This is a genomic window from Kitasatospora sp. NPDC028961 (genome assembly GCF_055564815.1).
The window spans coordinates 43728-63618 of record NZ_JBVHVO010000008.1 but is presented as its reverse complement, the minus strand read 5'-3'; the positions used below and the strand labels follow the sequence as shown (position 1 = coordinate 63618).

Below are 19891 nucleotides of genomic sequence, written 5' to 3'. Positions count from 1 at the left end.
CCCTCTAGGGAGACACCGTGTTCGACAACGTGCGCGACGACCTGGCCGCCACCCTCGACGAGATCCGCGAGGCCGGCCTGTTCAAGCCGGAGCGGGTGATCGGCACCCCGCAGAGCGCCGCCGTCACCGTCACCGCCGGCGGGCAGCCCGGCGAGGTACTGAACTTCTGCGCCAACAACTACCTCGGCCTCGCCGACCACCCCGAGGTGCTCGCCGCCGCCAAGGACGCCCTGGACCGCTGGGGCTACGGGATGGCCTCGGTCCGGTTCATCTGCGGCACCCAGGACGTCCACAAGGAGCTGGAGGACCGCCTCTCCGGGTTCCTCGGCCAGGAGGACACGATCCTCTACTCCTCCTGCTTCGACGCCAACGGCGGCGTCTTCGAGACCCTGCTCGACGAGCGCGACGCCGTCATCTCCGACGCGCTGAACCACGCGAGCATCATCGACGGCATCCGCCTCTGCAAGGCCCGCCGGCTGCGCTACGCCAACCGCGACCTGGCCGACCTGGAGCAGCAGCTCAAGGAGGCCCAGGGCGCCCGCCGCCGGCTGGTCGTCACCGACGGCGTCTTCTCGATGGACGGCTACGTCGCCCCGCTGCGCGAGATCTGCGACCTGGCCGAGCGCTACGACGCCATGGTCATGGTCGACGACTCGCACGCGGTCGGCTTCGTCGGCCCGAACGGGCGCGGCACCCCCGAGCTGCACGGTGTGATGGACCGCGTCGACATCATCACCGGCACCCTCGGCAAGGCCCTCGGCGGCGCCTCCGGCGGCTACGTCGCGGCGCGCCGCGAGATCGTCGCCCTGCTGCGCCAGCGCTCGCGGCCGTACCTGTTCTCCAACTCGCTCGCCCCGGTGATCGCCGCCGCCTCGCTGAAGGTGCTCGACCTGGTCGAGCGCTCGACCGAGCTGCGCGAGAAGCTGGCCGCCAACACGGCGCTGTTCCGCTCGCGGATGACCGAGGCCGGCTTCGAGATCCTGCCCGGCGACCACCCGATCGCCCCGGTCATGATCGGCGACGCGGCCGAGGCCGGCCGGCTCGCCGAGCTGCTGCTGGAGCGCGGCGTGTACGTGATCGGCTTCTCCTTCCCGGTCGTGCCGCACGGCGCCGCCCGGATCCGGGTGCAGCTGTCCGCCGCGCACTCCACCGAGGACGTCGAGCGCGTGGTGGCGGCCTTCGTCGACGCCCGCGCCGCCCTGGGGGAGTAGCCCCCGGCCGGGGCACCTCCCGGGACCGCCCGTGGCCCGTCCGCCCGGAACCGGACGCGCCACGGGCACCCCCGGGCCGCCGTGCGGCGCACCACGCCCGCTCGGCACCCCGCCACCGCACGGTGCGCCGCGGCGCACCACCAGAGACCAACTGCCCCACCCTCCCGCCCGGGAGTGGGACGTCGGCCCGGCCGACGCCCCACTCCCGTTCGCGGTTTCGGCGGACCCGCCCGCCCACGGCGCCGCCCGCTGTTCCGCCCACTGCGCCGCCGGACGTCCCCCCGGTGGCTCCGGCACCCCGCGGCACGCTGGCAGAATTGGCGTGTGATCGACGCACGACGGCTGCGGACCCTGCGGGCCGTGGCGGACCACCGCACGGTGACCGCCGCGGCGGCCGCCCTCTACCTCACCCCCTCGGCGGTGTCCCAGCAGCTGGCCGCGCTGGAGCAGGAGACCGGCCACCACCTGCTCGCCCGCGAGGGCCGGGGGGTGCGGCTCACCGCCGCCGGGGAGATCCTGCTCGGCCACGCCGACGCCGTCCTCGCCCAGCTGGAACGGGCCGAGGCCGATCTCGCCGCCTACAGCGCCGGTGTGGCCGGTGAGGTCACCGTGGCCTCCTTCGCCACCGGGATCTCCCTGGTGCTGGCGCCCGCCATCGGGACCCTCGCCGCCCGGGCGCCCGGCGTCCGCCTCAAGGTGCTGGACGCGGAGGGCGACGCCAGCCTGCCGATGGTCCTGGAGGGGCGGGCCGACCTGGCCGTGGCCGTCGAGTACCGGGGGGCGCCGCGGGCCGACGACGCCCGGCTCACCCGGGTGCCGCTGTACGCCGAACCGTTCGAGGCGGTGCTGCCGCTCGGCCATCCGCTGGCCGCCGGGGAGGGGCCGATCGCCGTCGCCGACCTGGCCGCCGAGCCGTGGATCGGGCCCTACCCGGGCAATCCGTGCCACGACGTGGTGCTGCTGGCCTGCGAGCACGCCGGGTTCCAGCCGCGTCTGGTGCACTCCTCGGACGACTTCCGCGCCGTCGTGGCGCTGGCCTCGGCCGGTGCGGGGGTGGCGCTGGTGCCCCGGTCCGCCCTGCTCGGGGTGGATCTCGGACGGGTCGCGGTGCGGCCGGTGGACAGCGCGCTCGCCACCCGCCGGGTCTTCGCCGCCGTCCGGGCCGGCGCCGACGGCCACCCGTTGATCCGCCCGGTGCTGGAGGCCCTCACCGAGGTGGCCGCCGCCACCGGCTGACCGCGCCCGGGGCGGCGGTCCCGGAAACCACGAGGACCCCGCCTCCCCCGGTGGGCCGGGGGAGGCGGGGTCCCGGGTGGGACTCAGATGCTGAGCAGACCGATGACGTGCCCGTCGTCGTCCACGACCGGCCAGGTGTCCAGACCGCGGGCGCGCATGGTGGCCGCCGCGGTGGCGGCCGGCATCCCGGCGGTGGCGAACGGCGCGCGGTCGTGCTTCACCGCCCGCACCGGGGTGCGCTCGGTGTACCAGGAGCGGGCCCGGAACGGCGCGAGGTGCAGACGGGTCAGCAGCCCGGCGCAGCGGCCCTCCTCGTCGCGGACCAGGGCGTGCGGGGCGCCGGAGCTGAGCAGGATGTCCAGCGCGGTGTCGACCATGACGTCGTCACTGATCTGCAGCTCGGGTCGGGTCATCACGTCGCCGACCGTGGTCAGGACGTCGGCGGCGAAGTCGGCGGGGTGTTCGAGGGCCATGGTCATGGGGCTCCTTCGGGTCGGTCCACCGGTGACGGCGGCGATCAGGGAGGTGCTCGACGGTGCTGCCGCGGCTGGGCCCGGCCCGCGGGTGTCCGGCCGGATCCGGCCGGTCCCGCCGACGCGCGGCGGGACCGACCGGACGCGGGGCCTACGCGGCCAGGTCGACGCGCCGCGGCCCGCCACGGCGGGCGCCGCCGGTGCCGCCGCCCTGGCCGCGGCCGCCGGTGCCGCCGCCCTGCTGGCCGCGGCCGGCCGAGGTGGGGCGGCTGCGGCGGTTGCGACCGCCCGAGGCGCTGCGCCGGGGCCGCTCGACCACGGGGTCGGCGATCACCACGGGCACGCCGGTGGGCACGCGGGCGCCGGTGATGCGGGCCAGCTCGTCATCGGTGGAGTGGACCCGGGTGGACTCGGGGGTGATGCCGGCGGTGGCCATCATCCGGGCCGTCTCGCGGCGCTGGTTGGGCAGGACGAGCGTCACGACGGTGCCGGACTCGCCCGCCCGGGCGGTGCGGCCGCCGCGGTGCAGGTAGTCCTTGTGGTCGGTCGGCGGGTCCAGGTTGACGACCAGGTCGAGGCCGTCGACGTGGATGCCGCGGGCCGCGACGTTGGTCGCGATCAGTGCGGTGACCTGGCCGTTGCGGAACTGCTGGAGGGTGCGGGTGCGCTGGGGCTGGGACTTCCCGCCGTGCAGCGCGGCCGCCTTCACCCCGCTGGCGAGCAGCTCGTCCACCAGCCGGTCGGCGCCGTGCTTGGTGTCGGTGAACATGATCACGCCGCCCTCGCGCGAGGCGATGTGGGCGATCGTCGCGTTCTTGTCGCCGTTCTGTACGTGCAGGACGTGGTGCTCCATGGTGCTGACCGCGGCGGCGGACGGGTCCACCGAGTGGGTGACCGGGTCCTTGAGGAACCGGCGCACCAGGCGGTCGACGTTGCGGTCCAGGGTGGCGGAGAACAGCATCGTCTGGCTGTCCGCCTCGACCTGGTCGAGCAGCTCGATGACCTGCGGCAGGAAGCCCATGTCGGCCATCTGGTCGGCCTCGTCGAGGACGGTGATCCCGACGCTGTCGAGCCGGCAGGCGCCGCGCTGGATCAGGTCCTTGAGGCGGCCGGGAGTGGCCACGACGACCTCCGCGCCCCGGCCCAGGATCTGGGCCTGGCGGCCGATCGAGACCCCGCCGACCACGGTGGCGAGCCGCAGCCGCACCGAGTGGGCGTAGGGGGTGAGCGCCTCGGTGACCTGCTGCGCGAGCTCACGGGTGGGGACCAGGACGAGAGCCAGCGGCCGGCCCGGCTCGGCCTGCCGGCCGGCGATGCGGGCCAGCAGCGCGAGGCCGAAGGCGATGGTCTTGCCGGAGCCGGTCCGGCCGCGGCCGAGGACGTCCCGGCCCGCCAGCGAGTTCGGCAGCGTCGCGGCCTGGATCGGGAACGGCGAGGTGACGCCCTGGCGGGTGAGCGTCGAGAGCAGGGCCTTCGGCATGTCGAGCTGGTCGAAGGTCTCGACGGCCGGCAGGGCCGGGGTGGTGCTGACCGGCATCGCGAACTCGCCCTGCACGGAGGAGCTCTGGCGCCGCCTCGGACCGCCGCCCGAACGGGAGCCGTACGAGGAGCCACCACCGCCGGAACGCGAGCCGTAGGAGCCGCCGCCACCACCCGAGCGGGAGCCGTACGAGGAACCGCCCCCGCCGGAACGGGAGCCGTAGGAGCCGCCGCCGGAGCGGGACTCGGAATTCTGGTACGAGGAGCGACTGGAGCGATTCATCTGGAGACCTTCCTCAAGGTGGCACGTCACGAGGAAGGCTCCGCGCCCACGGGTAATCCGGGCGGAGGCTGCAAGGAACGGGCCGGAACTGGCGGAGCGTGGACGGTGAAACCGTGCGGCACGTCACCTACGGTCGGCGCTCACCGCGCGGGCGGGAGCGAAGAACCTCGAACCGTGAATCATCACGGCGGGGCGCCGACCCGGACGCGGCGCGGAGCAGCTCGCGTGGGGAAGGCCGCCGGTGGCGGAGCCGGGAATGAAGCCCGGGCAGCGGTGGGTCCTGCGAAAAGCCGAGGGGCCCGCACCAGGCATGAACGCGGTGCGGGCCCCTCGCTGCCGGGCGGGTGCCGTGGCAGAAACTACAGCGGACGAATGTTCTCGGCCTGCGGGCCCTTCTGGCCCTGCGTGACGTCGAACTCGACCTTCTGGCCCTCGAGCAGCTCACGGAAGCCGTTGGCGTTGATGTTCGAGTAGTGGGCGAAGACGTCGGGGCCGCCACCCTCCTGCTCGATGAAGCCGAAGCCCTTTTCCGCGTTGAACCACTTCACAGTGCCATTAGCCATAAAGAAATCTCCTTCAAGGGGCTGTCCGGAGCTCGCACGGTGCGTGCTCCGAGATGCCGCGATGATGACCCACCCGGGGAAGAGCCGGGAAACAAAAATGCGCCTGCGAGACCTCAGCAGGCCCACACAAAGTTCATGGGAACCACTACTGCAACTCATTCGACTCTAGCAGGCCGGGGGTCTCCGTGGTGGAGCGATTCACCCCCGGCGGCTCCGCGGCCCCGCCCGGGGCCGGCTGTCGCGGCAGCGGAAGCAGCGCCAACCGGCTGGCCGCCCGGCGGAGTTGGTGGCCCAGCGCGCGGGGCCGGCCAGGCCTGCGAATCGCTCGAAAGAGCGGCGGGCACAGGTGCGCTGCCCGCCCCCGCCGACGCGGTTCGCGCCGGTGGCCGACCGTCCGCGGCCGCGAGATTCCGTCGGCGCGGTGGTGAACCGCACCATACGGATTCCGGTTATGTGCGAATTCGAGACCTTCCGGAGGGCCCGCTGGGGCGAGTTCCGGCGCATACTGGGGGAGATGACGAAATCAGCAGCAGTCCGGCGTACTCTGCCCACCAGCCCCTTCAAGGCCCGGGTCGAAGCTCCTCTCAAACGGTTCGCCGTCGGCGACAGGGTCACCCACGACACGTACGGCCTCGGCCGGGCCATCGCCGTCGAGGGTGGCGGTGACATCGCGGTACTGGTCGACTTCGGTTCACGGCAGGAACGGATCACCCAGCCGTACACCGCCATGTTCAAGCTCTGATCCGCGGTTCGACCTCCACCCGGGGCGCCCCGGGGCCGTGCGGCCCCGGGGGCGCGGTGCTGTCCCGCCGCACCGGCCCGACCCCGGTACCCGTGCCGCCGTGGAGTTCCGGCGGCCGGCCCGTCCGTCTGCCCTAGCGGCGCCGGGCACTCCCTCCATGCTCCGGCGGCGCTGTCTCTGCCGCCCCGGTCGCCCGTCCGGTGCGGCCCGTCACAGCCCTGTCCGCGCCCGGGTCAGCCGCCAGACCTTGTCCACGCCGGTCTGCGCGGGCGCCAGGCGCTCGGCGGGCCGGCAGAGGTGCTCGGCGAAGCCGAGGCGCGCCGGTACGGCGCCGCTCGCCCGGTTCGCCGGGTCGTGGACGATCTCGACGTGGTCGACGCCGGGCAGCAGGAACGCCGCGTCGACCAGGGCCCGGACGGCTCTGGTGGCCAGACCGCGGCCGGTGGCGGCGGGGTGCAGCCAGTAGCCGATCTCCATACCGTCGCCCGGCAGGCCCTCGCGGCGGAAGAGCTGGCAGGCGCCGACGATGCCCCGCTCCGTCACCATCGCGTAGGTGAACGCGGCGCCGCTCTCCCACTGCTCGGCGCGGCCGGCCAGGAAGGCACGGGTGGCGTCGGGGCTGTGCGTGGCAACCCAGGGCATCCACGGGCGGAGGTGCTCCAGGGACTCCTCGATCACCCGGAAGAGCTCGGGAAGGTCCGCCTCGCCGTCGAAGCGGCGCAGCGTGAGGTCGTCCAACGTGATCGACTCGGGCGGAGTGGTCATGCCGAGAGCCTCGCCCACGAGCCGTCCCGGTCACAACCGGATTCTCCCGCCGGGGAGGCCCGGAGCGGGGGCGGAGTGAGGCCGACTCGCGGACGACCATGCGCACGCCCGGCAGGTTCCGGGTGGCGGGCCCTGGTCGGGCTCGTTCACCGACCGGACGACCAGGGCGGCGAGTTCCTCCCCGCCCCGCAGGGGCGGCCGACCGGTGGGCGGCCCAGCATGATCGTCTTCTCCGTGGTCAACGGACTGGTCTTCGGGGCTGCTTCACGGCCGTCGACACCGCGCCGGTCACCATGGTGCTGCCCAAGGCGGAGGACGCCGCCCGGGACATGGGCGGGCTCGACATCGCCAACGCCGGCCCGCAGATCCTGGCGCCCTTCGTCGCCTCCGTCGTGCCCGGCCTCGGCGGCCGCACCGCGCTGTTCCTGCTCGGCGCGGCCCTCGCCGGGCTCGGCACCCTCGCGCTGAAGCCGGTCCGCGGTGTTCGCTGAGTACGCCGGTACCTCCCGGCACACCCACGACGTCCACCCGACCGAGTACGTCCGCCCACCCGAGCGTTCCCAGAGAGGTTTCCATCTCGTGAAGTTGCACACCCAGGAGTGGGGTTCCGGCGACCGCGTCGCCCTGCTGGTGCACGGCATCATGTCCGACCACCGCACCTGGCGGCGGGTCGGCCCGGCCCTGGCCGCGCGCGGGTACCGCGTCATCGCCGTCGACCAGCGCGGCCACGGCCGGAGCCCGCGCGGTACCGGCGGGAGCCCCCAGGAGCGGTACGCCCTGGAGGCCTACGCCGAGGACCTCGTCGAGACCCTGCCGGCCGGCGCGGAGCTGGCCGTCGGCCACTCGCTCGGCGGCATCAGCCTGCTGGGCGCGGTCGAGCGGCTGAAGCCGGCCCGCGCCGTGTACGTCGACCCGGCCTGGCAGTTCGGCCGGATCGAGGGCGCCGACCCGCGGATGTTCGTGGAGTTCCGGCACGCCACCCGGGAGCAGATCGCCGGGTTCAACCCCCGCTGGGAGGCCGCCGACGTGGACGTCGAACTCGCCACCCTCGCGGCCTGGGACGAGGAGTCCGCACTCGCCCTGTCCGGCCAGGAGTGCGGTCTGCCGGCCGCACCGGCCGTGCCCTCGCTGGTGCTCCTGGCCGACCGGAGCTTCCTGGTGAGCGCCGAGGACGCCGAACTGCTGCGCGCCCGGGGCTTCGAGGTGCGCACCGTGCCCGGCGCCGGCCACACCGTCCACCGGGACGACCACGACGGCTTCCTGGCGGCGCTCGACGGCTGGATCTGAACCATGACGAGGACGAGGAGTTCGCCGTGACCGCCGGCGCCAGGCGCGAGGCCGCCGTCGAGGCCGCCCTCGCGCGACGGGACCTCACCGCCGAGGCCGCCCTGCTGAGCGGGGCGGACCGGTGGTCGCTGCCCGCCGGCGAGGCGATCGGCCTCGGCCGGCTGACCGCCCGGGTGAGCACCCCGCTGCGGGCGGTGCGGACCTGGGGCACCGCCGCGCGCGCCTGGGCGGCCCGCCCCGGCGGGTCCACCGTCTCGGCCGGCCGCCACGGGGCGGACCGCCCGCTGACGCGGGCGCTCGACGTCGACTGAGCGGGGGACGGTGGGGCCCCGGCCACCGGTCGGGGCCCCACCGCGTCGGCACCGCCGCACGCGTCCGCCGGGTGCGCCGGGCCACCCCGCCGGCCGCCGGGGGAGCGGCGAGTAGGGTGGGCCGGGCCGATGATCGTCCGGACCACTGGAGCACCGATGAGCCTGACCTCCGCCCCCGACGCTCTCCTCCCCGTCGGGGTGATCGGGCTCGGCGACATCGCCCAGAAGGCCTACCTCCCGGTCCTCGGCACGCTGCCCGGCCTCGACCTGCGCCTGATGACCCGGGACCGGGCCAAGCTGGACCGGATCGGCGAGGCCCACCGGATCGCGCCCGAGCACCGGTTCACCGACCTCGGCGCGTTGATCGGCAGCGGCATCCGGGCCGCCTTCGTGCACGCCGCCACCGACCAGCACGTCCCGATCGTCGAGCAGCTGCTGACGGCCGGGGTCGACGTCTACGTGGACAAGCCGCTCGACCAGACCCTGGACGGGTCCCGTCGGCTGGTCGACCTCGCCGACCGCACGGGCCGCTCGTTGATGGTCGGTTTCAACCGCCGCTACGCGCCCGGCTACGTGCAGGCGAAGGAGCGGCCGCGCGACCTGATCGTCCTGCAGAAGAACCGCGAGGGCCTGCCCGAGGCGCCCCGCTCGATGGTCTTCGACGACTTCATCCACGTGGTGGACCTGCTGCGCTTCCTGGCGCCCGGTGAGATCGAGCAGGTCGACGTCCGCTCCCGGGTGCGCGACGGCCTCGTCGAGCACGTCGTCCTCACCCTCTCCGGTGAGGGCTTCACCGCCCTGGGCATCATGAACCGCGTCTCCGGCTCCACCGAGGAGATCCTCCAGGTCTCCGGCGGGGACTCCAAGCGCGAGGTCCACAACCTCGCCGACGTGATCGACCACCGCGGCCAGCCCACGATCCGCCGTCGCGGCGACTGGGTCCCGGTGGCCCGCCAGCGCGGCATCGAGCAGGTCGTCCTCGCCTTCCTCGACGCCGTCCGGACCGGAAAGACGATCGACGCCCACGACGCCCTGCGCACCCATGAGCTCTGCGAGCTGATCGTCGGGCGCCTGGAGGGAACGGCGACGGCCGTCACCCGGTAGGAGCCGCCCCGCCCCGGCCCCGGCTGGTGAGCCTGCGGCCGCGATCCGGGCCGCGAGGTGACAATGGGGCATGCCCTCCAGCCCCCACCCGACGGATCCGCGGCGGGTGACGCCGGCCCGGGCCGCGGTGAGCGGCGAGCACTGGTGGCCGGTGGTGCTGGCGGTCGCGGTCGTCGCGATGCTCCACGTGACGCTGCCGGCCCGCTACCGGGTCGACCCCGCCTGGGTGCTGCCGGTCGCCGTGGGCTCGTTGCTGGCGGTGCTGATCATCGGCGACCCGGGCCGGATCGACCGGCAGAAGGCCTGGCTCCGGGTCGTCACCCAGCTGCTGATCGGCGCCATCACGGTGGCCAACGTGTTCGCGGGCGTCCATCTGGTGGTGGACATCCTGACCGACAACAAGCTGTTCGCGAACAACGCCGTCGGGCTGCTGGCGACCGGCGGCGTGGTCTGGGTGACGAACGTGGTGGCCTTCGCGCTCTGGTACTGGAGCCTGGACCGCGGCGGCGCCGCCGCCCGCGCCCACCGGCCCTTCGCGAACCCGGCGTTCGTGTTCCCCGAGATGCAGTACCCGGACCACGCGCCGGCCGCCTGGGTGCCGCGGTTCGCCGACTATCTGACGCTCTCCTTCTGGACCGCCACGGCCTTCAGCCCCACCGACGTCTCGGCCGTCAGACGGTGGGCCAAGCTGCTGATGATGGCGCAGGCGGCGACCTCCCTCGCGCTGGGCGCCCTGGTCGTCGCCCGGGCGATCAACATCCTGCAGTGAACGCGCTGTGAGCACGGTGCGACGGCACTGTTTCGGCCCGGCGTCGGCGTCCGGCGATTCGGGATTGCCCCTGGTCCCGGGCCGGTCGAGCGGTACTGTGGACCTTCACGGTTGCCGGACGCGAAACGGACGGGCGATGCACGCACGCCAACTGCGGGGCGGGCGGGTGGTCTTCGGACACCCGCTGCGGCCGCGCGCGGCGTTCCGCCCGCAGGCCGGAGCCCACGCGGCCGCCGGTACCCGGACCCCCGGCACCCGGACCGGTGGTGCCCGGCTGGTGCGGCGCCGGTGGATCGACGGGGTCGGCTCCCCGACCGGCCTCTGTCGCCCGTAACCGCCCGTAACCGCCCGTCGTCACGCACGCCCGGCGCCCCGTTACGCCCGGCAGCCCCGCTCCGCCGTGGCGCGTCCCGGCTGCCCGGCCTCCCGGCAGCCGCCCGAGGTCCTGCCCCCGGCCGGCGACGCCCCGGGCCGAAGCGACCGAGAAGACCGAGATCGAGGAACGGCTCCCGCATGCCCCAGTACCCCGTGCTCATCCCCGACGACGCCCCGGACACCGCCGAGCGGCGCCACCCCTTGGACAACCCCGCCCGCGCCGCCCTGCTCGGCCCGCACGCCCACCTGGCCGAGCGAAGCGGTGAGGTGCTGCGCTACCCGGCCGACGTGTCGCCGTTCGTCGCCCTCCCCGACCGCCCCGACCGGGAGACCTGGCGGGACGTCGCGGCGCTGTACGGCCCGGGCGCCGTCGTCGCCGCCACCGGCTCCCCGGACGCCGTACCGGCCGACTGGGAGATCCTGCTGCGGGGCCGGGGCGTCCAACTGGTGGACGACGGCGTCCGGGCCCGGCCCGACGAGGAGGCCGTCCGGCTGGGCCCCGCCGACGTACCGGAGATGCTGGCGCTGGTGGAGCACGCCCGGCCCGGCCCGTTCCTGCCCCGGACCATCGAACTCGGCGGCTACCTGGGCATCCGCCGCGGCGGCGCGCTGGTCGCGATGGCGGGGGAGCGCCTGCGCCCGCCGGGCTGGACCGAGATCAGCGCCGTCTGCACGGCCGAGTCCCACCGGGGCCGGGGGCTCGGCTCCCGGCTGGTCCGGGCGGTCGCGGCCGGGATCCGTGAGCGGGGCGACACGCCGTTCCTGCACACCTCCGCCGAGAACACCACCGCGATCCGGCTCTACGAGTCGCTGGGGTTCCGGCTGCGCCGGCACGTCACCTTCCTGGGCCTGCGGACGCCCGGCGGGGGCCCGGGCGCGTGACGAAGCCCCGGCGCCCCGCCTCCGCACCGAGACCACCCGCCGAGCCGCACCGTTCCACCCTTCCGAGGAGTCCGAGGAGTTCGATGTGAGTCAGAACGTGCCCTACGCCAGCCCCGCCGACACCGCCGTCCACGGCGAGTACCGGATCACCAGGGCTCCCGGCGACGAGCGCCCGCTGTACCGCTTCACCGGGCGGATCACCGCCGACGGGAGCAGCGGCTTCGCCGCCGAGCCCGGCCGCTACCACATCTACGCCGGCTGGTTCTGCCCCTGGGCGCAGCGCACCACCATCCAGCGCGCGCTCAACGGGCTGGAGGACGTCGTCTCGGTCTCCTACGTCGACGGCCGCCGTGACGGCCGCGGCTGGGCCTTCCGGGAGACCTACGGGCCGGACCCGGTGAACGGGTTCACCCTGCTGCGCGACGCGTACGAGCGGACCGAGCCCGGTTTCGACGGGCACATCTCGGTGCCGACGCTCTGGGACCGCCGGACCGGCCGGGTGGTCAGCAACGACTTCCGGACCATAGGCATCGACCTGGCGACCCAGTTCGGCCGGTGGAGCAACGGCGCCGACACCTACCCGGAGGACCTCCGGGCCGAGATCGACGCGCTGGACGCCCGGCTGGGCCCGGCCGTGAACCACGGCGCGGGCGCGGCGGCCGGCACCGGGGACGCCGCGCTCGCGGCCCGCGCCCTGCTGCTGGAGACCTTCGCGGAGCTGGACGCCCGGCTGGCCACCAGCCGCTACCTGCTGGGCGACCGGCTGACCGAGGCCGATGTGCGGCTCTGGGTGACGCTGGTGCGCTACGACGTCGGGCCCAACCACGCGCGCGCGGTGAACCCCGGTCTGGCCGCGTACCCGCACCTGTGGGCCTACGCCCGCGATCTCTACCAGCGGAAGCCGTTCACCGGCACCACGGACTTCGCCGCCTTCACCGAGCCGGGCGCGAGCGTCCCGGACTGGCACGCCCCGGTGGAGCGTCCGCTCCCCGCCTGAGTCCGGCGGCCCGGGGCCACGGACCCGAACGGCCGGTGCACCGGGAACCATCCCCGGTGCACCGGCCGTTCCGTCTGTGGTGGGCGCCGCTGACCAGGGCGCCGACCGGTCGCCCGGGCGCGGCGGCGGCGCCCTGACGGGCCGTCGGTCGACCTCCGGACGTCCGCCCGGTAGCGGTACGTGGATATGACATGTACGCTGCGTATCGCTGGTTGTACAGCATGCGGGCCTGGCCGCCGCTCCGTGGGGGGAGTCACGTCCAGGCCCGGTCGCCAGCCGGGGCCTCGGTTGCGCTCGTGGGGGAGCTTCAACCGGGGCCCTTCGGCGGGCTACTGACGGTATGCCCGCTCGGGGCCTGGTTCAGTCATGTCAAATTCGCCGGCGCCGCCCCGATGTCGGGGCCCGGCCGCCCGGACGGCCTCCGGCCCGCTCCGCACCGCCTCCCGCGCCGCCCTCCATGCCGCCCGCAGGGGTGACCGCCCGGCTGCTCCGAACGGCCGCCCCGGCTTGCGCTCCGTCCGGGTGCTCGCCCGGCCCTGCGGACCGGCGGGCCGCCGCAACCGCTGCTATGACTGGTTTGAGCCTTTTTGTCCGGCTCCCAGTTCCGAGGAGGCATCCTCATGGGTGCTGCAGCAACGAGCGCCACCGACGCTGACGTGGTGCACATTCTCTGGATCAACGCGGGCCTGAGCTGCGACGGTGACTCGGTCTCCCTGACCGCGGCCATGCAGCCGAGCATCGAGGAGATCGTCACCGGCGCACTGCCGGGCCTGCCGAAGATCGCCGTCCACTGGCCGCTGATCGACTTCGAGTGCGGGCCGGTCCAGGGCGCGGACAACTTCGTGGAGTGGTTCTTCAAGGCGGACCGCGGGGAACTCGACCCGTTCGTCCTGGTCGTCGAGGGATCCATCCCGAACGAGAGCATCAAGGAGGAGGGCTACTGGTGCGGTTTCGGCGACGATCCGCGGACCGGTCAGCCGATCACCACCAGTGAGTGGCTGGACCGGCTCGCGCCCAAGGCCACGGCGGTCGTCGCGATCGGCACCTGCGCCACCTACGGTGGCATCCACGCCATGGCCGGCAACCCGACCGGTGCCATGGGCGTCCCCGACTACCTGGGCTGGGACTGGAAGTCCAAGGCCGGCCTGCCCATCGTCTGCGTGCCGGGCTGCCCCATCCAGCCCGACAACTTCTCCGAGACCCTGACCTACCTGCTCTACCAGCTGGCCGGCTCCGCGCCGATGATCCCGCTGGACGACAAGCTGCGCCCGACCTGGCTGTTCGGCGCCACCGTGCACGAGGGCTGCGACCGCGGCGGCTACTACGAGCAGGGCCAGTTCGCCACCGAGTACGGCACCCCGGAGTGCCTGGTGCGGCTGGGCTGTTGGGGCCCGGTCGTCAAGTGCAACGTCACCAAGCGCGGCTGGATCAACGGCATCGGCGGCTGCCCCAACGTGGGCGGCATCTGCATCGCCTGCACGATGCCCGGCTTCCCGGACAAGTTCATGCCCTTCATGGACCCGCCGCCGGGCTCGCACATCTCGGCCAACGCCAGCTCCGCGTACGGCGCGGTGATCCGGCGACTGCGCTCGATCACCATGAAGACCCTCGACAAGGAACCGAAGTGGCGCCACCCGGGGCGCACGCTGACGACCGGTTACCGCACACCGCGGTGACCAGGCGGGCCGCCGCACTCCCGTGCGGCGGCCCGCTCCGCCGCTGACCCTCCCCGCTTCCAGAAGGGCACGACAGACACGATGGCACCGACGACGAAGGCAGCCGGCGACGGCAGCGGCCTGGTGGAGATGTCCTGGGACCCGATCACCCGGATCGTGGGCAGCCTCGGCATCCACACGAAGATCGACTTCAAGCAGAAGAAGGTGGCGGAGTGCTACAGCACCTCGTCGGTCTTCCGCGGCTACAGCGTCTTCATGCGGGGCAAGGATCCGCGCGACGCGCACTTCATCACCAGCCGCATCTGCGGCATCTGCGGCGACAACCACGCCACCTGCTCCGTCTACGCGCAGAACATGGCGTACGGGGTGAAGCCGCCGCACCTCGGTGAGTGGATCATCAACCTCGGCGAGGCCGCCGAGTACATGTTCGACCACAACATCTTCCAGGAGAACCTGGTCGGGGTCGACTACTGCGAGAAGATGGTCCGCGAGACCAACCCCGGCGTCCTGGAGCTGGCCGAGCGCACCGCGGCCCCGCACGCCGGCGACCACGGGTACCGGACGATCGCCGACATCATGCGCTCGCTCAACCCGATCGAGGGCGAGTTCTACCGCGAGGCGCTGCAGGTCAGCCGCTACACCCGGGAGATGTTCTGCCTGATGGAGGGCCGCCACGTGCACCCCTCCACGCTCTACCCGGGCGGCGTCGGCACGGTGGCGACGGTCCAGCTCTTCACCGACTACCTGACCCGGCTGATGCGGTACGTGGAGTTCATGAAGAAGGTCGTGCCGCTCCACGACGACCTCTTCGACTTCTTCTACGAGGCGCTGCCCGGTTACGAGGAGGTCGGCCGGCGCCGCATCCTGCTCGGCTGCTGGGGGAGCCTCAACGACCCGGACCACTGCGACTTCACGTACCGGAACATGACCGACTGGGGCCGGAAGATGTTCGTCACCCCGGGCGTGGTCGTCGACGGCAAGCTGGTCACCAACGACCTGACCGAGATCAACCTCGGCATCCGCATCCTGCTCGGCAGCTCCTACTACGAGGACTGGGAGGGCAAGGAGCTCTTCGTCACCCACGACCCGCTGGGCAACCCGGTCGACCCCAGGCACCCCTGGAACCAGCACACCGTCCCCGCGCCGCAGAAGCGCGACTTCGACGACAAGTACAGCTGGGTGATGTCCCCCCGCTGGTTCGACGGCAAGGACCACCTCGCGCTCGACACCGGCGGCGGCCCGATTGCCCGCCTCTGGTCCACCGCGCTCTCCGGGCTGGTCGACATCGGCTACATCAAGGCCACCGGCCACAGCGTGCAGATCAACCTGCCGCGCTCGATGACCAAGCCGGAGACCACCTTCGAGTGGAAGATCCCGCGCTGGAGCAACGCCATCGAGCGCAACCGCGCCCGGACGTACTTCCAGGCCTACGCGGCCGCGGCGGCCCTGCACTTCGCGGAGAAGGCCCTCGCCGAGGTCCGGGCCGGGCGCAGCCAGACCTGGGAGCGCTTCGAGGTACCGGACGAGTCGATCGGCTGCGGCTTCACCGAGGCCGTGCGCGGCGTGCTGTCGCACCACATGGTGATCCGCGACGGCAAGATCGCCAACTACCACCCGTACCCGCCGACGCCGTGGAACGCCAGCGTCCGCGACAGCTACGGCACGCCCGGCCCGTACGAGGACGCGGTGCAGAACACGCCGATCTTCGAGGAGAACTCGCCGGAGAACTTCAAGGGCATCGACATCATGCGGGCCGTGCGCAGCTTCGACCCCTGTCTGCCCTGCGGCGTCCACATGTACGTCGGCGGCGGCCGGACCGTCCAGAAGATGCACGTGCCCACGGGCCTGAGCGGGCTCACCGCATGACGGCGGAGGAGACCGGGCTGCGGATCCAGGAGGCGCTGGACCAGCTGGCCGGCGGCGACGGGCAGGGGGCCGGCGAGCAGCTGGTCCGCGAGCTGATGGCCTTCTACGGGGACGGCCTCACCCGGCTCGTCCGGGCCCTGCCGCCGCAGACGCTGCGGCAGCTGCTGGACGACCAGGCGGTGGCCGGGCTGCTCGTCCTGCACGACCTGCACCCCGAGGACGTCACCGCCCGGATCGCCCGCGCGCTCGCCGCGCTGCCCGAGCCGGTCGAACTGCTCGGCTTCGACCCCGCGACCGGCACGCTGCGGCTGCGCCGTACCAGGAGCGGCTGCGGCTGCGGGGAGCAGGACGTCGAGGCCGTGCTGGCCTGTCACGCCCCCGAGGTGACGGCCGTGGAGCTGGAACGCGCGCCGCAGCTGCTGCAGATCGGCATCCGGCCGCCGGCCTCGGCGGAGGTGCGGTGAGCGCCCGTCAGCTCTCCCGCCCCGGCGCCGCCCTGCTGCGCCGGCTGCGCGAGCCCGCACCCCCGCAGCCGGAGCGCTGCACCTTCTGCGGCCAGCAGCTCCCGCGGGAGCACCGGCACCTGGTGGACACCGAGGAGCAGTCCCTCACCTGTGTCTGCACGGCCTGCGGGCTGCTGTTCCAGCAGCCCGGCGCGGCCGGCGGCCGCTACCGCGGCGTGCCCGACCGCTGCCTCGCCGAGCCGGACCACCGGTTCGGCGAGGAGCAGTGGGCGGCGCTCGGCATCCCGGTCGAGACGGCGTTCCTGTTCCGCAACGCCCGGCAGGACCGGCTGGTGCTGCTCTACCCCGGCCCGGGCGGTGCGACCGAGAGCGAACCGGACGAGGCCGACTGGCGGGCCGCGCTCGGCGCCAGCCGGCTCGCCGCCGAACTGGAGCCCGACGTCGAGGCGTTGCTGCTGCGGCACCCGGCGGCGAGCCCGGTCCAGTGCTTCCTGGTGCCGATCGACGTCTGCTACGAGCTGGTCGGCCGGCTGCGGCGGTGCTGGAAGGGCTTCGACGGCGGGGCCGAGGCCCGGGCCGAACTCGACGCCTTCTTCGCCCGGGTGGCCGCCCGGGCCCGCGCGCTCCAACCGGAGGGGGCCTCGTGACCGCGCTGTCCTTCGCCTGCACCGGCGTGCGGCCCGACCCCCACGCGGCCGGACCCACGCTGGTCCTGCGGCTGCGGATCACCGCCCCCGAAGGGACCAGGGTGCACGCCCTGGCGCTCCGCTGCCAGCTGCGGATCGAACCCGCGCGGCGCTCCTACGGCGAGGCCGAGGGCGAGCGGCTGACCGACCTGTTCGGCGAGCGCTCCCGCTGGGGCGGCACGCTGCACCCGGTGCAGTTCGCCCAGGTGCCGCTGATGGTGCCCGGCTTCACCGGGGAGACCGAGGTGGACCTGCCCGTGCCGTGCACCTACGACATGGACGTGGCCTCTGCCCGCTACCTCGCGGCGCTGGACGGCGGCGACGTCCCGCTGCTGCTGCTCTTCTCCGGCACCGCGTTCACCGGCCCGGGCGGCTTCCAGGTGGCCCCGGTGCCCTGGGACCGGGAGGCGACGGTGCGGATGCCCGTGCGGGTGTGGCGGGAGATGATCGAGCAGCACTTCCCGGGCTGCGGGTGGCTGCGGCTGCCGGCCGACCTGATGGCGGAACTGCTCGCCTACCGCTCCCGGCGGGCCCTGCCGTCCTGGGACGCGACCGTGCGCGAGCTGCTCGACGCGGTCCGGACCGAGGAGGTCGCCCGGTGAACGCGAACGCCTTCACGGCCGAGACCGAGAGCCGGTTCGCGCAGGCCCGGCAGATCGCCGACGCCGTCCTCTTCGAGGGCTACGTGCTCTACCCCTACCGGGCCTCGGCGGCCAAGAACCGGCTGCGCTGGCAGTTCGGCGTCCTCGTCCCGCCCGGCTACGGCGAGGACAGCGGTGAGCACTCCCACCAGCGCACCGAGTGCCTGATCGAGCCGCGCCCCGGCGACCGGCTGGCGGTGGAGCTGCGGTTCCTCCGCGCGCAGCGGCGGACCGTCCAGCGCGCCACCCCCGGCGGCGGCTTCGAGCCGGTCGACGAGCTGGAGCTGGCCGACCGGGTGCTCGTCCCGTGGGACGAGGGCGTCGAGGAGCGCGTGGAACTCGTCCTCCCCGTCGACGAGTTGGCCGGCGACGGGATCGTCCGGCCGTTCCGGCTGCCGGCCTGCGAGGAGATGGAACTGCTCCGCGAGGACGGCGTGACGGTCGGCCGGCTGCTGCGCCGGCGCGAACAGGCCGACGGCCTCCTGCGGCTGACCGCCCGGGACGTCCCCGGACCGTACGAGGTGCGCAGGCTCGCGGTCGTGGTGGAGAACACCGCGCCGTGGCAGCCCGGACCGGGCGACCGGCGGGAGGCGGCGCTGCCCCGCGCGCTGGTCTCGGCGCACCTGCTGCTCGGCCTCGACCGGGGCACCTTCCTGTCGGTGACGGACCCGCCCGAATGGGCGAAGGCGGCCGTGGCCGAATGCCGCAACGAGCACACCTGGCCCGTGCTGGCCGGCCCGCCCGGGCGCGACCAGGTGCTGCTCTCCTCGCCGATCATCCTGGAGGACCATCCGCTGGTCGCCCCGGAGAGCCTCGGCGCGCTCTACGACGCGACCGAGATCGACGAGATCCTCGCCCTGCGGACGGCGGCGCTGACCGAGCGCGAGAAGCGCGAGGCCCGGGGCACGGACGAGCGGGCGGGCGCCGTGATCGACCTCGCCGAGTCGATGCCCCCGGAGGTCCTGGAGCGGCTGCACGGCGCCGTCCGGGGCCTGCGCGAGATCACCGGGTCGACCGCCGAGCAGCCCTGGTGGGACCCGGGCAACGACCCGGAGGTGGACCCGGACCGAGACCGGGTGGTGGTCGACGGCCGCGAGGTCGGGGCCGGCAGCCGCGTCCTGCTCCGGCCCGGCCGGCGGCGCACCGACGCCCAGGACCTCTTCCTGCACGGGCGGACCGCCGTGGTCGAGGCCGTGCTGCACGACGTCGACGGCTCGGTGCACCTCGCCGTCACGGTCGAGGACGACCCGGGCGCGGACCTGTGGCGCGCCCAGGGCCGGTTCCGGTACTTCCAGCCGGACGAGGTCACCCCGCTGGAGGAGTCGTGAGCACGGGCCGGGTGCTGGTGGCCGGGGTGGGCAACATCTTCCTCGGTGACGACGGGTTCGGGGTGGAGACGGTCCGGCGACTGGCCGGGCACCCGCTGCCGGCCGACGTCGAGCTGGTGGACATCGGGGTGCGCGGAGTGCACCTGGCCTACCAGCTGCTGGACGGCTACCGGACGCTCGTGCTGGTCGACGCCACCGCGCGCGGAGGCGAGCCGGGCACGGTGTACCTGATCGAGGCGGACGCCGGCCCGGTGGAGGCGCCCGTCATGGACGGGCACCGGATGGGGCCGGACGCCGTGCTCGCGCTGCTCGCCACGCTGGCCGCCGGGACGGGCGGATCCGCGCCCGAACGGGTGCTCGTGGTGGGGTGCGAGCCGGAGTCGCTGGAGGAGGGCATCGGGCTCAGTGCCCCGGTGGCCGCAGCCGTCGAGGAGGCGGTCGAAGTGGTCCTGCGGATCGTCGGATCGGACGCGCAGGCGCAGAGAGAGGCGTCATCACCATGCTGAAGAACCTGCTGTGCGCGGCCGGCGCGGCCGTGGTCGTGACCCTGGTCTGGCAGAGCCTGCCCGACCTGAAGCGCTACCTGCGGATCCTGCGGATGTGAGGCCGGACTGCGGCGAACGGTGTACTCCGGGCGCGGTGGCGGGGGGGGGGGGGGGGGGGGGGGGGAAGGGGGGGGGGGGGGGGGGGGGGGGGGGGGGGGGGGGGGGGGGGGGGGGGGGGGGGGAGGGGGGGGGGGGGGGGGAGGGGGTA

At 74.0% G+C, this 19891-nt stretch carries 23 protein-coding genes; 19 read left to right on the top strand and 4 right to left on the bottom strand.

Annotation, left to right across the window (positions count from 1 at the left end; translation table 11 throughout):
* Window positions 1-17 precede the first annotated feature (17 nt).
* Both ACZ4UX_RS17350 and ACZ4UX_RS17345 read left to right on the top strand, forming a co-directional pair.
* Window positions 18-1211 carry a glycine C-acetyltransferase gene (locus tag ACZ4UX_RS17350; protein ID WP_465707269.1) on the top strand — a complete coding sequence of 398 codons (1194 nt, stop codon included), beginning with the start codon at window positions 18-20 and terminating at the stop codon, window positions 1209-1211.
* Window positions 1212-1535: 324 nt separating this feature from the next.
* Window positions 1536-2447 carry a LysR family transcriptional regulator gene (locus ACZ4UX_RS17345; RefSeq protein WP_329486199.1) on the top strand — a complete coding sequence of 304 codons (912 nt, stop codon included), beginning with the start codon at window positions 1536-1538 and terminating at the stop codon, window positions 2445-2447.
* 83 nt (window positions 2448-2530) lie between these two features.
* Here ACZ4UX_RS17345 and ACZ4UX_RS17340 read toward each other — a convergent pair whose 3' ends face one another.
* From ACZ4UX_RS17340 to ACZ4UX_RS17330, 3 genes are all read right to left on the bottom strand, one after another.
* Window positions 2531-2926 (bottom strand): CBS domain-containing protein, encoded by a 396-nt coding sequence (locus ACZ4UX_RS17340; protein WP_465707268.1) that lies wholly within the window; start codon window positions 2924-2926, stop codon window positions 2531-2533.
* A 145-nt stretch (window positions 2927-3071) separates the two neighbouring features.
* The gene (locus tag ACZ4UX_RS17335) at window positions 3072-4682 is read right to left on the bottom strand and encodes a DEAD/DEAH box helicase (RefSeq protein WP_465707267.1); all 1611 of its coding nucleotides are present in this window, start codon (window positions 4680-4682) and stop codon (window positions 3072-3074) included.
* Window positions 4683-5041: 359 nt separating this feature from the next.
* Window positions 5042-5245, bottom strand: coding sequence for a cold-shock protein (locus ACZ4UX_RS17330; protein WP_030918248.1), 204 nt, complete (start codon window positions 5243-5245; stop codon window positions 5042-5044).
* Between the two features lie 514 nt (window positions 5246-5759).
* On the opposite strand from ACZ4UX_RS17330, the gene ACZ4UX_RS17325 reads away from it, so the two are divergent.
* Window positions 5760-5987 (top strand): hypothetical protein, encoded by a 228-nt coding sequence (locus ACZ4UX_RS17325; RefSeq protein WP_329486196.1) that lies wholly within the window; start codon window positions 5760-5762, stop codon window positions 5985-5987.
* 210 nt (window positions 5988-6197) lie between these two features.
* Here the strand turns inward: ACZ4UX_RS17325 and ACZ4UX_RS17320 are convergent, their stop codons facing one another.
* The gene (locus ACZ4UX_RS17320; protein WP_465707266.1) at window positions 6198-6752 is read right to left on the bottom strand and encodes a GNAT family N-acetyltransferase; all 555 of its coding nucleotides are present in this window, start codon (window positions 6750-6752) and stop codon (window positions 6198-6200) included.
* A gap of 293 nt (window positions 6753-7045) precedes the next feature.
* Here ACZ4UX_RS17320 and ACZ4UX_RS17315 point away from each other — a divergent pair, with 293 nt between their 5' ends.
* From ACZ4UX_RS17315 to ACZ4UX_RS17240, 16 genes are all read left to right on the top strand, one after another.
* Window positions 7046-7243: a hypothetical protein gene (locus ACZ4UX_RS17315; RefSeq protein ID WP_465707265.1), complete on the top strand. Its 198-nt coding sequence runs from the start codon at window positions 7046-7048 to the stop codon at window positions 7241-7243.
* Window positions 7244-7331: 88 nt separating this feature from the next.
* Window positions 7332-8039: an alpha/beta fold hydrolase gene (locus ACZ4UX_RS17310; RefSeq protein WP_465707264.1), complete on the top strand. Its 708-nt coding sequence runs from the start codon at window positions 7332-7334 to the stop codon at window positions 8037-8039.
* Window positions 8040-8065: 26 nt separating this feature from the next.
* Window positions 8066-8350: a hypothetical protein gene (locus ACZ4UX_RS17305; RefSeq protein WP_465707263.1), complete on the top strand. Its 285-nt coding sequence runs from the start codon at window positions 8066-8068 to the stop codon at window positions 8348-8350.
* A 156-nt stretch (window positions 8351-8506) separates the two neighbouring features.
* Window positions 8507-9454, top strand: coding sequence for a Gfo/Idh/MocA family protein (locus ACZ4UX_RS17300; protein ID WP_465707262.1), 948 nt, complete (start codon window positions 8507-8509; stop codon window positions 9452-9454).
* A gap of 70 nt (window positions 9455-9524) precedes the next feature.
* Complete coding sequence (locus ACZ4UX_RS17295) at window positions 9525-10223, top strand: hypothetical protein (RefSeq protein ID WP_465707261.1); 699 nt, start codon at window positions 9525-9527, stop codon at window positions 10221-10223.
* Window positions 10224-10359: 136 nt separating this feature from the next.
* Window positions 10360-10557 carry a hypothetical protein gene (locus ACZ4UX_RS17290; RefSeq protein WP_329486187.1) on the top strand — a complete coding sequence of 66 codons (198 nt, stop codon included), beginning with the start codon at window positions 10360-10362 and terminating at the stop codon, window positions 10555-10557.
* A 179-nt stretch (window positions 10558-10736) separates the two neighbouring features.
* Window positions 10737-11480 carry a GNAT family N-acetyltransferase gene (locus ACZ4UX_RS17285; RefSeq protein WP_329486186.1) on the top strand — a complete coding sequence of 248 codons (744 nt, stop codon included), beginning with the start codon at window positions 10737-10739 and terminating at the stop codon, window positions 11478-11480.
* A gap of 85 nt (window positions 11481-11565) precedes the next feature.
* Window positions 11566-12477, top strand: coding sequence for a glutathione S-transferase C-terminal domain-containing protein (locus ACZ4UX_RS17280; RefSeq protein WP_396486497.1), 912 nt, complete (start codon window positions 11566-11568; stop codon window positions 12475-12477).
* A 620-nt stretch (window positions 12478-13097) separates the two neighbouring features.
* Window positions 13098-14153 (top strand): NADH-quinone oxidoreductase subunit B family protein, encoded by a 1056-nt coding sequence (locus ACZ4UX_RS17275; protein ID WP_352294821.1) that lies wholly within the window; start codon window positions 13098-13100, stop codon window positions 14151-14153.
* 81 nt (window positions 14154-14234) lie between these two features.
* Window positions 14235-16019, top strand: a complete 1785-nt coding sequence (locus ACZ4UX_RS17270) for a nickel-dependent hydrogenase large subunit (protein WP_329486183.1) — start codon at window positions 14235-14237, stop codon at window positions 16017-16019.
* Window positions 16016-16483 carry a thioredoxin gene (locus ACZ4UX_RS17265; protein ID WP_465707260.1) on the top strand — a complete coding sequence of 156 codons (468 nt, stop codon included), beginning with the start codon at window positions 16016-16018 and terminating at the stop codon, window positions 16481-16483. The genes ACZ4UX_RS17270 and ACZ4UX_RS17265 overlap by 4 nt, the downstream gene beginning before the upstream one ends.
* Entirely contained in the window at window positions 16480-17130 is a 651-nt protein-coding gene (locus ACZ4UX_RS17260; protein WP_465707259.1) for a DUF5947 family protein, read from the top strand. Before ACZ4UX_RS17265 ends, ACZ4UX_RS17260 begins: the two co-directional genes overlap by 4 nt.
* Window positions 17127-17771 (top strand): DUF6084 family protein, encoded by a 645-nt coding sequence (locus ACZ4UX_RS17255; protein ID WP_465707258.1) that lies wholly within the window; start codon window positions 17127-17129, stop codon window positions 17769-17771. The genes ACZ4UX_RS17260 and ACZ4UX_RS17255 overlap by 4 nt, the downstream gene beginning before the upstream one ends.
* Window positions 17768-19138, top strand: coding sequence for a hypothetical protein (locus ACZ4UX_RS17250; RefSeq protein ID WP_465707257.1), 1371 nt, complete (start codon window positions 17768-17770; stop codon window positions 19136-19138). The genes ACZ4UX_RS17255 and ACZ4UX_RS17250 overlap by 4 nt, the downstream gene beginning before the upstream one ends.
* The gene (locus ACZ4UX_RS17245) at window positions 19135-19644 is read left to right on the top strand and encodes a hydrogenase maturation protease (RefSeq protein ID WP_352292387.1); all 510 of its coding nucleotides are present in this window, start codon (window positions 19135-19137) and stop codon (window positions 19642-19644) included. Before ACZ4UX_RS17250 ends, ACZ4UX_RS17245 begins: the two co-directional genes overlap by 4 nt.
* Window positions 19638-19742, top strand: a complete 105-nt coding sequence (locus ACZ4UX_RS17240; RefSeq protein WP_465707256.1) for a DUF6893 family small protein — start codon at window positions 19638-19640, stop codon at window positions 19740-19742. Before ACZ4UX_RS17245 ends, ACZ4UX_RS17240 begins: the two co-directional genes overlap by 7 nt.
* Window positions 19743-19891 lie beyond the last annotated feature (149 nt).